The organism is Psychrobacter sp. Ps2, from assembly GCF_022129405.1.
Classification (GTDB): domain Bacteria; phylum Pseudomonadota; class Gammaproteobacteria; order Pseudomonadales; family Moraxellaceae; genus Psychrobacter.
Map to the genome: position 1 here is coordinate 19,959 of NZ_JADQAM010000031.1, position 15,119 is coordinate 35,077.

Annotated in this window: 12 protein-coding genes; all 12 read left to right on the plus strand. The window is 44.9% G+C overall.

Going from position 1 to position 15,119, the window contains the following annotated elements; all coding sequences use genetic code 11:
* The first annotated feature begins 176 nt into the window (after window positions 1-176).
* Window positions 177-1,151: a glutamate/aspartate ABC transporter substrate-binding protein gene (locus I3254_RS02120; RefSeq protein WP_193834219.1), complete on the plus strand. Its 975-nt coding sequence runs from the start codon at window positions 177-179 to the stop codon at window positions 1,149-1,151.
* Window positions 1,152-1,248: 97 nt separating this feature from the next.
* Entirely contained in the window at window positions 1,249-1,995 is a 747-nt protein-coding gene (locus I3254_RS02125; RefSeq protein ID WP_057758328.1) for an amino acid ABC transporter permease, read from the plus strand.
* Window positions 1,992-2,660: an ABC transporter permease subunit gene (locus I3254_RS02130; RefSeq protein WP_238050802.1), complete on the plus strand. Its 669-nt coding sequence runs from the start codon at window positions 1,992-1,994 to the stop codon at window positions 2,658-2,660. The genes I3254_RS02125 and I3254_RS02130 overlap by 4 nt, the downstream gene beginning before the upstream one ends.
* 179 nt (window positions 2,661-2,839) lie before the next feature.
* A complete protein-coding gene (locus I3254_RS02135) occupies window positions 2,840-3,571 on the plus strand; it encodes an amino acid ABC transporter ATP-binding protein (RefSeq protein WP_238050848.1) in 732 nt (243 codons plus the stop codon).
* 244 nt (window positions 3,572-3,815) lie between these two features.
* Window positions 3,816-5,072, plus strand: coding sequence for an FAD-dependent oxidoreductase (locus tag I3254_RS02140; RefSeq protein ID WP_238050804.1), 1,257 nt, complete (start codon window positions 3,816-3,818; stop codon window positions 5,070-5,072).
* Window positions 5,073-5,442: 370 nt separating this feature from the next.
* Entirely contained in the window at window positions 5,443-7,218 is a 1,776-nt protein-coding gene (locus I3254_RS02145) for an AMP-binding protein (protein ID WP_238050806.1), read from the plus strand.
* 240 nt (window positions 7,219-7,458) lie between these two features.
* Window positions 7,459-9,069 carry a carboxyl transferase domain-containing protein gene (locus I3254_RS02150; RefSeq protein ID WP_238050808.1) on the plus strand — a complete coding sequence of 537 codons (1,611 nt, stop codon included), beginning with the start codon at window positions 7,459-7,461 and terminating at the stop codon, window positions 9,067-9,069.
* Window positions 9,070-9,147: 78 nt separating this feature from the next.
* Window positions 9,148-9,954, plus strand: a complete 807-nt coding sequence (locus tag I3254_RS02155; protein WP_238050810.1) for an enoyl-CoA hydratase/isomerase family protein — start codon at window positions 9,148-9,150, stop codon at window positions 9,952-9,954.
* Window positions 9,955-10,023: 69 nt separating this feature from the next.
* Window positions 10,024-12,123: an acetyl/propionyl/methylcrotonyl-CoA carboxylase subunit alpha gene (locus I3254_RS02160; protein WP_238050812.1), complete on the plus strand. Its 2,100-nt coding sequence runs from the start codon at window positions 10,024-10,026 to the stop codon at window positions 12,121-12,123.
* Between the two features lie 59 nt (window positions 12,124-12,182).
* Window positions 12,183-13,115, plus strand: a complete 933-nt coding sequence (locus I3254_RS02165) for a hydroxymethylglutaryl-CoA lyase (RefSeq protein ID WP_238050814.1) — start codon at window positions 12,183-12,185, stop codon at window positions 13,113-13,115.
* A gap of 3 nt (window positions 13,116-13,118) precedes the next feature.
* Window positions 13,119-13,766: a hypothetical protein gene (locus tag I3254_RS02170; protein ID WP_238050822.1), complete on the plus strand. Its 648-nt coding sequence runs from the start codon at window positions 13,119-13,121 to the stop codon at window positions 13,764-13,766.
* 65 nt (window positions 13,767-13,831) lie between these two features.
* Complete coding sequence (locus I3254_RS02175) at window positions 13,832-15,019, plus strand: isovaleryl-CoA dehydrogenase (protein ID WP_238050823.1); 1,188 nt, start codon at window positions 13,832-13,834, stop codon at window positions 15,017-15,019.
* The last annotated feature ends 100 nt before the right edge of the window (window positions 15,020-15,119 follow it).

Consider the following 15,119-nt stretch of genomic DNA (forward strand, 5'->3'; position numbering starts at 1 on the left):
ATAAATATGTACTCTCTCAAAAAAAAGTCACCCTCTACTGCAAATTTGTTGTACAGTAACATTAAGTTGCATTGTGATAAACAACAGCAACAACCGTACGGATGCGGGGCAGTCTGGTCAATCAGACCTATGTCGTCCAAGCACTCACTCAATCTTGCGATAAAAGGATGTATTTCATGACATACTCATTTTCCAAACCGTTGACTTTAGCTGCTGTTATGGCATTAGGTTTAGCGGGATGTAATAACAGCAGCCAGACCAGCACTGATGCGCCAGCAGATGATGCAACGACGACAGAAACCACGACCAACGGTACGCTACAGAAAATCAAAGACTCTGGCACTATCGTCGTCGGTCACCGTGATTCCTCTATTCCTTTCTCCTATATCGCTGATGATCCTAACCAACCGATTGGCTATGCGCACGACTTGGAAATGAAAGTGGTTGAAGCCGTTAAGCAAAAGCTAAACATGCCAGACCTCAACGTTCGCTATAATTTGATTACTTCGCAGACTCGCATCCCATTGGTACAAAACGGCACGGTAGATTTTGAGTGTGGCTCAACCACCAATAACGAAGAACGTCAAAAGCAAGTCGCATTCTCTAATGGCTTCTTTGAAATTGGTACGCGTCTGTTGACCAAAAAAGATTCTGGTATTCAAGATTTTGAAGACCTAAAAGGAAAAACTTTGGTAACGACAGCAGGCACGACTTCAGAGCGTTATATCCGTCAGTACAATGATGATAATAAAATGGATACCAATATCATCTCAGCAAAAGATCATGGCGAAGGCTTCCTAATGCTAGAAAATGGTCGCGCTGATGCCTTTATGATGGATGATGTATTGCTCGCGGGCGAAAAAGCCAAAGCAAAAAATCCTGATGAGTGGGTCATCGTCGGTACGCCGCAGTCGTTTGAAATCTATGGTTGTATGATGCGTAAGGATGATCCTGAATTCAAAGCTGTGGTTGATGAAGCACTTGCTAATGTCTTTAGTTCAGGCGAAATCAATAGCATTTATGACAAGTGGTTCTTGAACCCAATCCCACCAAAGAACGTCAATCTAAACTTTGAGATGTCAGACAACTTAAAGGCCTTGATTGCCAATCCGCATGACAGCGCTCAGCCTAAAGAAGCAGCAGCGCAGTAACGCTCATTGTCCCTCAACATAGCTTGCCTATACGTTCAGATAACCAGTAATTTTATTTGACGTATAGGCTTATCAATCGTTGCTTGGAGAGACAACCATGAATTATAGCTGGAACTGGGGTGTGCTCTTTGAGCAGACTGGTATTGGCAACGAGCTCTATATCCATTGGATGATCACTGGTCTTGGCTGGCTGCTATTGATTGGCAGTATCGCTTGGGCCATCGCGATGGTCGTCGGTACCATCTTCGGTATCATGCGTACCTTGCCCAACAAGACCGCTCGTGCAATCGGTACGGCTTATGTGACATTTTTTCGTAATATTCCACTGCTTGTTCAACTGTTCTTTTGGTTTTATATCGCCCCTGGCTGGCTCACGCCGACGATACAAGAATGGTGGTATAAGGATTTGTCTCCGAATACCTCAGCCATGTTATCAGCCAGTATCGGTCTTGGCCTATTTACCGCTGCTCGTATCGTTGAACAGGTACGGACGGGTATTGAGTCATTACCAGATGGACAGATTAATGCGGCCTATGCATTAGGGTTTAGCATTCCACAAGTCTATAAAGAAGTACTGCTACCGCAGGCATTTCGTATTATCTTGCCACCGCTCAGCTCTGAGCTGACCAACTGCTTCAAAAACGCCTCTGTGGCCTCGCTAGTGGGGGTAATGGAGCTGATTAGCCAAACCAAAACCATCAGCGAATATACTCAAAATAGTATCGAGATATATACTTACGCGACGATTATTTATTTGGTTTTCAATTTATCCTTGATCGCTATTATGGGATTGATTGAACGTAAATTGCGTGTGCCTGGGCTTATTGCGGGAGGTCAGAAATGAATATGACCGAATTGGCAACAGCCTATCCTAGTTTGATGGGTGGCATGCTTACCACTTTAAAAGTGCTGTTTTTGGCTATTTTGGGCGGTATTAGTTTAGGAACTGTACTGGCATTGATGCGTTTGTCAGGTATTAAAGCGCTTGAGATTCCAGCCAAACTATACGTCAATTACTTCCGCTCCGTGCCGTTGCTATTGGTACTGCTATGGTTTTATTTCGCCGTACCGATGATTTATCTTTGGGTAGCGGGTAAGTACCTGCAACTCGATGCTGCGTTTGCCTCTTGCGTGGTTGCATTTATGATGTTTGAGGCGGCTTACTTCTCAGAAGTAGTACGTGCTGGTATTCAATCGATTGGTAGCGGGCAGGTCAATGCGGCCAAAGCGCTCGGTATGACTTATGGGCAGACCATGCGTCTGGTCATCTTGCCACAAGCCTTTCGTAAGATGCTGCCACTGATTTTGCAGCAGTGTATTATCTTATTCCAAGATACGACACTGGTATTTGCCATTGGTTTGACCGACTTTTTCCGCGCAGCCTACGTTCGCGGTGAGCTAATGGGCTTACTAACGCCGTATATCTTAGGTGCTGGTGCTGTCTATTTTGTGATTAGCTTAAGTGCCTCTATTGGTGTGCAACAATTACAAAAGCGTTTGCGGTTTTAATATAGTTATTTGAATACGCCTATCGCTTGTAAGTATTAATAGCTTGAATGTTTGATTTACCTTTTTTAAATAATGATTATCGAAAATAATGTGGTTAGGAGCCAGTGATGAGCAATGCTGATACGTACTTAAATGCCTTTGGCGGGCTGGTTACCAATAGTGGTCATGCTAGTGATGAGATGGTCATTGAGATATCTAATGTCAGTAAATGGTATGGAGACTTTCAAGTACTGACTGACTGTACGGCGCATGTACATAAAGGTGATGTCGTTGTTGTTTGTGGTCCATCGGGTAGTGGTAAATCAACTTTGATTAAGACAGTGAATGGACTTGAGCCTTTTCAAAAAGGTGACATCATGGTCAATGGTATCTCTGTCGGTGATCCAAAGACCAACTTGCCCAAGTTACGTAGCCGTGTTGGCATGGTGTTTCAGCATTTTGAGTTGTTTCCACATTTGACTATTATTGATAATTTGACCGTGGCACAAATCAAAGTGTTGGGTCGTAAAGAGTCTGAGGCCAAACAAAAAGCGATGGCCTATCTAGATCGTGTTGGTCTGACGGTACAAGCGGCGAAATATCCAGCGGAGCTCTCTGGTGGTCAGCAGCAGCGTGTTGCGATTGCACGAGCGTTGGCAATGGATCCCGTAGCAATGCTATTTGATGAGCCAACCTCTGCGCTTGATCCTGAGATGATTCAAGAGGTGCTAGATGTGATGGTCGAGCTGACTCGTGATGGTATGACCATGATGTGTGTGACGCATGAAATGGGCTTTGCCAGTCAGGTGGCCAATCGTATTATCTTTATGGATGAAGGTCATATCGTAGAAAACTGTAGTAAGAATGAGTTTTTTGAAGGCGCGAAAAGTGACCGTGCGCAGATGTTCTTATCGAAGATTTTAAATCATTAAAATTATCGCCCTCGTTTAAAGAAATCTTTAGAATAACGATTTCTTTTCATAAAGAAGTGTCTCATTAGTAGGCGCTTTTTTTATGGGAGTCGATTTATAGATTGAGTTTAAGCGCTTATGTAAGATTGGATACTGACGTGCATGATTACATTGTTAGACAGGTGAGTGAATGGCTGTTTACTGATACAATAGCGGTCAATATTTTTGATAATTAAAATAATTCATAAACCATCTTGGAGTTTATATGAGCGTAGAAAATCCATCTGTGGCATCGAGCCCAGCAGCAAAAAAAGGTGTGGTTATTATTGGTGCAGGACTGGCAGGCTGGCATGTCATTGATGCCATTCGTGCCAAAGACACAGAGATTCCAATCACATTAATCACGGCTGATAGTGGCGACCGTTATCATAAGCCGATGTTGACGATGGCAATCAGCCAAAACAAACGAGCATCAGATTTGGTACGGGCATCTGGTAGCGAAGCGGCGAACACAGCAGAAGTGACGTTGTTAGCCAATACGCAAGTGACAGATATTGATCCAGTGAGCCAAACTGTACAGGTGCGCTCTACTGCGCAGTCAGATGACGCACTGACGACTATTGGCTATGAGAAAATGGTACTAGCGATGGGCGCGCATCCTATCTTCCCTAAAAGTCTGCCGCAAGATTTGGTCTGGCATGTCAATCATATCGAGCGTTTTAGCCAGCTACAAGAAAAGCTAGCAACAGGTAGCCAGCACGTTGCGATCGTTGGTGCTGGTATGGTGGGTACAGAAATCGCAGAAGACCTGCTTAAAGCTGGTCATAAAGTAACGCTCATTGATTTAAACGATGCACCGCTTTCGCAGATGCTACCAGCAAAAGCGACCGCACGTATCGCCAAAGCGATCGAGTCGCAAGGTATTCAATTCTTAGGTGGTTATCAAGTATCAGCTGTCACTCGTGTTAATGACGATGACAATAGCAATGACAGCGAAGATGCCGAGAAGCTACAGGTAGACTATGCCCCATTATCATCGGATGCAGACAATGCTGATACTCAGCCGCTCGAACCACTAATTGTAGATCATGTGATTGCCAGTACAGGTCTGACAGTCGATGAGCAATTACCTGCTGCGGCTGGTGTGGAATTCGATCGCCGTACGGGTATCGTGGTGGATGCAGCGACGTTGCGTACCAATGCAGCGAATATCTATGCCATCGGCGACTGTATGTCTATCAATGGTGTCGCTTGTCGTTATGTTGCGCCATTACGCGCGCAGGCTACGACTATCGCTGATGATATCTTAGGTCACGAGCATAGTGGTTATGATCATAAGCCACCAATGATTCGCCTAAAAAATAAAGCCATCTCTGTGATGGTGACGGGTGTACCGCAAGCAGCAGGTAATTGGCAAGTGAAGACTGAGAGTGATGATGAGCTAATCATGGATTTGCTTGATGATAATGAAGTGGTTAGCGCAACGGTAACGATTAAAGCGCCTGCAGTTCCTAAGGCATAATGATTGAAATACCGTCTTTTGAAAAACTAATAAAAGCACATCATTTATAAATAATGTCCTTTATTAGATGCTTTCCAGACAATTCTTTGAAAAGACAGTATCGATGATTGAGCCAGCCCATTATTTATGATGTGGCTGGCTTTTTTGTGTCAAATATTTGCCATGATTCTATGCTACCTTTTACTAAGTAGAAAGGCAGACTATCTAATTAAATGATACATACTGTATTGATATTGTTGACAGGCTTTCATTGATGGCGTTATAGTAGCTGAATGCTATGTAAGACCTGCCCAAGGAAGAAGGTTTGCACGCAGGCTATTGACAAGTGCTATTTATAAATAATATAAAAAGTAAAACGAAAGGACTCGTTATGACTCAAACTCCTGATTTCGATTCGACTCACGTTGACTTCGACACTATTCTAAACAACATTCCTAGTATCAATATGGGCGCACGCTCAGCCAATGCACCACTTACTCAAAGCTATGACAAAGGTCCTGATGTACCGCTGATTGAAGCGACAATCGGTGACTTTTTTGATGCTATTGTTTCTAAATATCCTGAGCGCGAAGCACTGGTCGTTCGCCATCAAAATATCCGCTGGACATATCGTGAGCTACAGCAGCAAGTGAATCAGCTAGCCAGTAGCATGATTGAAATGGGATTAGAGATTGGCGATCGTATCGGTATCTGGTCACACAACAATGCTGAATGGTTGCTCATGCAATTGGCCACGGCAAAAGTCGGCGTTATCCTCGTCAATATCAATCCTGCCTACCGTACCTTTGAGCTGCAATATGCCTTAAATAAACTGGGCTGTTCAGCGCTCGTACTGATGCGTCATTTCAAAACCAGTGATTACGCAAGTTTAATCCGTGAGCTATGTCCTGAAATTTACCATAAAGACTACACTCAGCTTGATTTGGTCGAGATTCCAACGATTGAACGTATCATTTGGATTGATGAGCCAGAGTCGGACGAGACATTCGGCTTTATGCAAAAATTCTCTGCGTGGATGAGCGAGGGCGATGCTAACGATCCACGTGTTGCCGAGCGCCAAGCTCAGCTTAAAAACACTGATGCGATCAATGTACAGTTTACTAGTGGTACAACTGGTACACCAAAAGGTGCCACCCTAAGCCATCGTAACATCCTTAACAACGGCTACTTCATCGGTGAGGCCATGAACCTCACTGAAGAGGACAGACTATGTATTCCAGTACCCTTGTATCATTGTTTTGGTATGGTGCTTGGTAATCTAGCGATTCTCACGCATGGTGGCTGTATCGTATATCCAAACGACGGCTTTGAGCCATTGACCGTATTACAAGCAGTCGAAGAAGAAAAATGTACAGGTCTGCACGGCGTGCCAACGATGTTTATCGCAGAGCTTGACCATCCTGAATTTGAAAACTTTGATTTGTCTACCTTACGTACTGGCATCATGGCTGGCTCTAGCTGTCCGATTGAGGTCATGCGCCGTGTTATCGATAAGATGCATATGAGCGAAGTTACCATTGCCTATGGCATGACAGAGACCAGTCCCGTATCTTGCCAGACCAATGAGCACACGCCACTTGATAAACAAGTCTCGACGGTAGGACTGGTACAGCCTGCGCTTGAGGTCAAGGTCGTCGATACAGAAACAGGTGAAATTGTCCCGCTGGGTGAGACAGGTGAGTTGCTTACGCGTGGCTATTCAGTGATGAAAGGCTATTGGGGCAGCCGCTTTAAAACGCGTGAGGCGATTCAAGATGGTTGGATGCATACGGGTGACTTGGCCACAATGGATGAAGACGGCTATGTCAAAATCGTCGGCCGTAGTAAAGATATGGTGATTCGAGGCGGCGAAAATATCTATCCAGTAGAAATTGAAAATTATCTCTATCGTCATCCAAAGATTCGTGATGTGCAAATCGTGGGTATACCAGATGAGCGTTATGGTGAAGTACTCGCGGCATGGATTATTCCTAAAGAGCCTGGCTGCTTGACTGAACAGGAAGTACGCGAGTTCTGTAGTGAGCATATCGCTCATTATAAAGTGCCGACTTACTATCGCTTTGTGACTGAATATCCAATGACCATCACTGGCAAAATTCAAAAATATAAAATCATTGAGCAAATGAAAGAAGAGTTGGGTTTGTAGTAAGCTTGCTTATCTGCTCTAAAAAATAAAAGACTAACCATATTCATTTCACTATAAAAGTATTACAGCGTTAACCTCGCTTGAAGTATCACACATACATCTGCACTCGGTTGCCTGGTACTACTTTTAAATTGAATCGACTATATGTGAGCAACGCTTAAAAATAGCAGTTAGTATCATTTATATAAAAAGCTACTCACATCTACGTATCTATCTATGTATAAGAAAAAAAGGGATATCATGAGCGCTATCATAACCAGTAAACTGAGTCCAAACTCAAGCGATTTTCAGCAAAACAGTGCCGCTATGCAAGAGATAGTCGATGACCTGTATGTACACTTGCGTAAAGTTGCCCAAGGTGGCTCAGAGCGCGCACGAGCCAAGCATCTAGCGCGTGGTAAGCTGTTACCACGTGAGCGCGTCGAGCGTTTATTGGATGTAGGCACGCCGTTCCTAGAAGTGGCACCGATGGCTGCACATAATATGTATGGTGAAGAGATTCCGGCTGCTGGCGTGATTGCTGGTATCGGCCGTATCAATGGTATCGAATGTATGATTGTCTGTAATGATGCCACGGTAAAAGGCGGTACGTACTACCCAATGACGGTCAAAAAACACCTGCGAGCACAAGAGATTGCGCAAGAAAATCATCTGCCATGTGTGTATCTGGTTGATTCAGGTGGTGCTAATTTACCGAACCAAGATGATGTATTCCCTGATAAAGAGCATTTCGGCCGTATCTTTTTTAATCAAGCAAATCTGAGTGCAGCAGGTATTCCGCAGATTGCTGTGGTTATGGGTAGCTGTACAGCTGGCGGTGCGTATGTGCCTGCCATGAGCGATGAATCTATTATCGTCAAAGAGCAAGGTACGATATTTTTGGGTGGTCCACCACTAGTCAAAGCAGCGACGGGTGAAGAGGTCACGGCAGAAGACTTGGGCGGTGGTGATGTACATACCCGTTTATCAGGCGTGGTCGATCATCTAGCCCAAAACGATACGCATGCACTATCAATTGCCCGTAACATCGTTAGCCATCTCAATCGCCCTGCGAAAAACATTCCCAATCAAATCACACCGCGTCCGCCACGTTACGATGCCAAAGAACTCTATGGTGTGATTCCAACGGACAAGCGCAAGCCATTTGATATTAGAGAAATCATCGCGCGTATCGTTGATGACAGTGCCTTTGATGAATTCAAAGCACGGTTTGGTACGACGTTGGTTTGTGGATTTGCTCATATCGAAGGGATGCCTGTTGGTATTATTGCCAATAATGGCATCTTGTTCAGTGAATCAGCGCAAAAAGGCACACACTTCATCGAGCTATGCTGTAAGCGCAAAATCCCATTAGTATTCCTCCAGAATATCACTGGTTTTATGGTTGGCCGCAAATACGAGAACGAAGGGATCGCTCGTCATGGTGCCAAAATGGTAATGGCTGTGGCCAATGCTAAAGTACCAAAATTCACCGTTATCGTCGGTGGCTCGTTCGGCGCTGGTAATTACGGTATGTGTGGCCGCGCTTATAGTCCGCGTTTCTTATGGATGTGGCCAAATGCGCGTATCTCTGTCATGGGCGGTGAGCAAGCCGCATCGGTACTAGCAACGGTCAAACGTGATAATTTTGATCGTAAGGGTGAAGCGTGGAGTGATGAGGACGAAGCGGCATTTAAAGCGCCGATTCGCGAAATGTATGAAGAGCAAGGGCATCCGTATTATGCTACCGCACGTATGTGGGATGATGGCGTGATTGATCCTGCTGATACTCGTAATGTATTGGCCTTAGGACTAAGCGCTGCATATAACGCGCCGATTGAAGAGACGACTTTTGGGGTCTTTAGAATGTAACCAGTTTTTAATATTTAACGATACTCAATAAATACCATTAGTAAAAATAGTAGATAGTGACTAAAAAAAGAGAAGACAATGCAACAAAATATAAATAATTATAAAAGCCTACTGGTTAACGTCGAGCAGCACGTGGCGACAGTGACATTAAACCGCCCTGAGATACGTAATGCCTTTAACGATGAAATGATAGCCGAGCTAACCGATGCGTTCAATACGCTTGGTGCTGATGATGAAGTACGTGTCATTGTGCTAGCAGCAGCTGGCAAGGCATTTTGCGCAGGTGCTGACCTCAATTGGATGCGTGCCATGGCGGATTATAGCTATGAAGAGAATCTAGCGGATGCTGATAAGTTGGCGCAAATGCTTAAGACTATTTATGAATGTCCTAAGCCAACAGTCGCGGCTATTCAAGGCGATGTATACGCAGGTGGCATGGGTCTAGTCGCTGCTTGCGACGTAGCTATTGCGGTCAAAATTGCTAATTTCTGCCTCAGTGAAGTCCGTTTAGGGTTGGCACCTGCCACTATCAGTCCTTATGTTATCCGCGCGCTAGGCGCTAGAGCATCGCAGCGTTATTTCTTAAGTGCTGAAGTGTTTGATGCCAAAAAGGCACGTCAGCTTGGCTTTATCCATGAGCGTGTTAGCGAAGAAGGGCTGGCCGATGAAGTGGCTGCGTTCTGTAACAAGGTCGTCAAAAATAGCCCTGATGCGGTAAAAACCTGCAAGCAGCTATTACACGATGTCGCTGGTGCACCTATTACAGATGAGCTGATTGCTGACACGGTCAAAGGTATCGCTGATATCCGCTCATCAAAACAAGGCCGCGAGGGGGTGCAAGCGTTTTTGCAAAAGCGTAAACCTGATTGGCTGACAGTAGACTAACTAGTAGCAGAACAATGATAGGCAAATAGACAAGACGTCAAATAATAATGACAAGACACAGGGATAGTTATGTTTTCTAAAATTCTAATCGCCAACCGTGGTGAAATTGCTTGCCGAGTGGCCGCGACTGCTAAGCGTCTTGGCGTCAGTACCGTTGCTGTTTATTCTGATGCGGATCGTGAGGCCAAGCATGTGGCTGTCTGTGATGAGGCCATCTATTTAGGCGGTTCGGCACCGAAAGACAGTTATCTCAAAGGCGATGCTATTATTGCGATAGCGCTTGAGACTGGCGCCCAAGCAATCCATCCAGGATATGGGTTTTTGAGCGAAAATGCAGACTTTGCACAGGCTTGCCAAGATGCTGGTCTAGTATTTATCGGCCCATCGGCGGATGCTATCCGTGCTATGGGCGGCAAGTCTGAGTCTAAGCGCTTGATGGAGTCGGCTGGCGTGCCGCTGATACCGGGTTATCATGGTGACAATCAAGAAGCTCAGTTTTTGCAGCAGCAGGCAGATAATATTGGCTATCCTGTCTTGATTAAAGCCAGTGCAGGGGGCGGCGGTAAAGGCATGCGTATCGTTGAGCAAAGCAGCGACTTTATTGATTTATTAGACTCGTGCCGTCGCGAAGCGATTACCAGTTTTGGCAATGATCAAGTGTTGGTCGAAAAATACGCACTAAAACCACGTCATATCGAAATCCAAGTATTCGGTGACACGCATGGTAATTATGTGCACCTGTTTGAGCGTGATTGCTCAGTACAGCGTCGCCATCAAAAAGTATTAGAGGAAGCGCCAGCGCCCGGTGTCGATACTGCCATGCGTGAAGCGATGGGCACAGCGGCAATCGAAGCAGCACGTGCTGTCGATTACGTGGGTGCAGGTACGGTTGAATTCATCGTTGAGCAGCGCGAAGACTCTATGAATTTTTATTTCATGGAAATGAACACGCGCTTGCAAGTCGAGCATCCAGTTAGTGAAGCCATTACGGGTGTCGATTTGGTCGAGTGGCAACTGTTGGTGGCGGCAGGTCAGCCATTGCCAAAAACGCAAGACGATCTGGCTATCAACGGTCATGCAATTGAGGCGCGTATCTGTGCCGAAAACCCTGACAATAATTTCTTGCCAGCGACAGGTACGTTGTTTACTTATCAAAAGCCTGAGCATAGTACCTTCAACATTACCGATGTGCGTATCGATGATGGCGTACGTGAAGGTGATGTGATCAGTCCTTTTTACGATTCTATGATTGCTAAGCTTATCGTGCATGCTCCTACGCGCGAGCAAGCGTTGGCGAGACTAGATCGTGCATTGGCACAGACGCGTATCGTTGGTCTGCCAAACAACGTGGCATTTTTGCGTTATATTTTAAATACCGATTCATTTAGCAAAGCCAATCTTGATACAGCCTTGATAGAGCGTGAGCAGGATAAGCTTTTTGATCAGCATCCGCTTGGATTATCGACGCTTGTGGTGACTGCTATTGCCCAGCAGCTTGCGAGCGAAGCGACTACTCAGGGCTCAGATCCATTTAGCAAGGCAACGGGTTTCCGTGCGTATAGCGATTATACTCGTTCATTTAGCTTCGTTTATGATGAGCAGGCTTATAGCGCTCGCATCAGTAATTGGTATAATGCGAGTGGTGCTGATAGCAAAAAAGGCGACGATAATCTCAGTAGTTTTACGCTCGTCATTGGTAAAGAAATCGCGAATACGCAGGATGATAGCAATATCAATGTAGCGGCTCAGACCGAAACGGTTTATGAAGGTCAGATCAGCTATGATAGCAGTGACGCGCACAATCATACCTTGTGGTTAGAAGGTGCACGTATCAGTGCCCAAAGCTGGGTAAATAACGAGACGGTCTACGTATTCACAGATAGCGGACGTGATGAAATTACGCTTATTGATATCATGGCACATGTGGGCGAAGACACAGCAGCGGTCGGCAGTTTGAAGTCGCCAATGCCAGGACAAGTGGTTGCATTCAAAGTAGCTGTTGGCGATACTGTGAAAAAAGGCGAGCCACTTGCCGTCATCGAAGCCATGAAAATTGAACACACGATTACCGCACCAACAGATGGTGTGGTAGCAGAGCTATTATTTGCAGCAGGTGATTTGGTCGCTGATGGTGATGAGCTATTGCGCATCGATAGCGAAAGCGCATAGCTGACGAAGCCTAATAAAAAAGCCTCATAAAAGGGCAAATAGCAAAAAGGACGACAAGTATGAGCCATTCGTATCCAAAGTATTCGTACCCTGAACAGGTCACCATCGTTGATGTCAGTCCGCGTGATGGACTACAAAACGAATCCATGACGGTGCCGACTGAGGTTAAGCAAATGCTCATTAATGATTTAATTGCGGCGGGTGTCAAAAAACTAGAGGCGACCAGTTTTGTTTCGCCAAAGTGGGTGCCACAAATGGGTGATAACAGCGCATTGCTCGACGCGCTAGCGCCTACGCGGCAGACGGACGTTTGCTACTCGGTACTGGTGCCCAATATGCGTGGCTTTGAAAGTGCTATTTTGCATCGCCCAGATGAAATCGTTATTTTCGGCTCAGCCAGTGAAACCTTTAGTCAAAAAAACATCAACTGTAGTATCGATGAGAGTATCGAACGTTTTGCACCAGTGGCTGCTGCAGCAAAAGCCCAAGGCATAAAGGTACGTGGCGTTATCTCTTGTACGGTTGGTTGTCCCTATGAAGGCGAGATTGACCCCAGTCAAGTAGCGTATGTCACCAAGCGATTGATTGAGATCGGTTCAGAGCAGATTGGCATTGCTGATACGATCGGTGTGGGTACGCCGCTCAAAGTACAACGAGCATTGCAAGCTGCACTTGAGTATGCTGATATCTCTATGCTATCGGGTCATTTCCACGACACTTATGGTCAAGCATTGAGCAATACTTTGGCTGCATTACAAATGGGTGTCAGTGAGTTTGATACCTCCGTCGCTGGCTTAGGTGGTTGTCCTTATGCTAAAGGCGCAACGGGCAATGTCGCCACCGAAGATGTAGTATATATGCTGCATGGTATGGGTATCAGCACGGGTATCGATTTGGATAAACTGGTCGTCGCTGGCGAGCGTATCAGTGAGTTCTTAGGTCGCCGCAATGGTTCAAGCGTGGCGCGTGCGTTGATTCATAAGCGGAATTAAGCCATGAGTAAGTATGGAGATTCAAAAACTATTAGTGAGTCTGTTATCACGTCTGTAGTTAAAAGTACGTTTGATGAAACATTAGGTGTAGCCACCCTAGGATTTTTAACGGGTGTATTTAAAGTCCGGAACCAGAATAATGCTGAAGAACTAATTCGCAGGCTAAAAGCATCAGAGATAAATTTAGATAATCATTTAGTACAGAGTAATGAGTTTCTAGGTTATACGGCTAAAGTTCTTATTGCATTATCAATTGCTACTACAAGACAAAAGATAGATTACTTACTCAATGCATATATTAATGGCGTCGCAGATGTAGATTTTAGAAATAAAAGTGAAAGATTTAATGAGTTGATTGATGTTCTATCATCCTTATCTATACATAGCATTCAAGTTGTTGTTGAAATATATAAATATCATCTTAACAATGGTCTTCTTGATACTAATGACGATATTAATAGAGGTGTTATTAAACATCTAAATGATGTCTTTTCTATGACTGATGATGATATCTACTCAATTTGCCATCTTTTAACTGCTAAAGGATTAGTTTTTCAACATCAGTTATTTGGTTATGGATTTGTACCTCAGGCATCGCCATGGGTTAAAGATATCATTCATCTTTTAGAAGTGGAAAATCAATTTCAATGATGAGCTAATTTTTTAATTATTAGAAACGACGAATTGCAATAAATTACTAAAAACAAGGAATGGTTATGAGTTTACCTGGATTAAATTTTCAACTTGGCGAAGATATTGACGCGCTACGTGATGTCGTACAGCAGTTTGCGGCAAATGAGATTGCCCCACGTGCTGCCGAGATTGATAGCAGCGATGAGTTTCCCATGGATTTATGGCAAAAGATGGGTGACCTCGGTCTACATGGTATTACCGTTCCAGAAGAGTACGGCGGCTCCAACATGGGCTACGTTGCCCACATGGTCGCGATGGAAGAGATTAGCCGAGCTTCGGCATCGGTAGCGCTTAGCTATGGCGCACACTCTAATCTATGTATTAACCAAATCAAACGTAATGGCTCTGAGGCACAAAAGCAGAAATATCTGCCAAAACTAATCAGCGGTGAATTCATCGGTGCATTGGCAATGAGTGAGACAGGCGCTGGCTCAGACGTCGTCAGTATGAAGCTAAAAGCTGAAGAAAAAGACGGCAGCTATATTTTGAACGGTAGCAAAATGTGGATCACCAATGGTCCCGATGCTGACGTGATGGTGGTCTATGCCAAGACCAATCCTGAATTAGGTGCAAAAGGCATGACGGCTTTTATCGTTGAAAAAGGTATGGAAGGCTTTGGTACCGCACAAAAGCTAGATAAGCTCGGCATGCGTGGTAGCCATACTGGCGAGATGACTTTTAATAATGTAAAAGTACCAAGCGATAATATCTTGGGCGGTCTCAATGAGGGCGTTAAGGTATTGATGAGCGGCCTAGATTACGAGCGCGCCGTGTTGGCTGCAGGTCCTATCGGTATCATGCAAGCAGTAATGGACAATGTGGTGCCCTATATCCACGACCGTAAACAGTTTGGTCAAGCGATCGGTGAGTTCCAGCTTATCCAAGGTAAAGTTGCAGACATGTATACGATACTGCAAGCCGGTCGTAGTTTCTTATACACCGTGGGTAAAAACCTCGATATGTTGGACGCGCTCGGTGCCGGTCATAGTCGAGAAGTACGTAAAGACTGCGCCAGTGTGATTTTATGGTGTGCCGAAAAAGCCACATGGATGGCAGGCGAAGGCATTCAAATATTTGGCGGCAACGGCTATACCAATGAGTATCCACTTGGTCGCTACTGGCGTGATGCCAAGCTGTATGAAATTGGCGCAGGTACCAGTGAAATTCGCCGTATGCTAGTCGGTCGCGAGCTGTTTAACGAGACCAAATAAGAAGTAGCTAATGACGCCTTAGCTATTTTCTAATATAAAATAAAAAAGCAGTACGTGTAAAACGTGCTGCTTTTTTTGTGCCAACGTCAAACCGAATTAT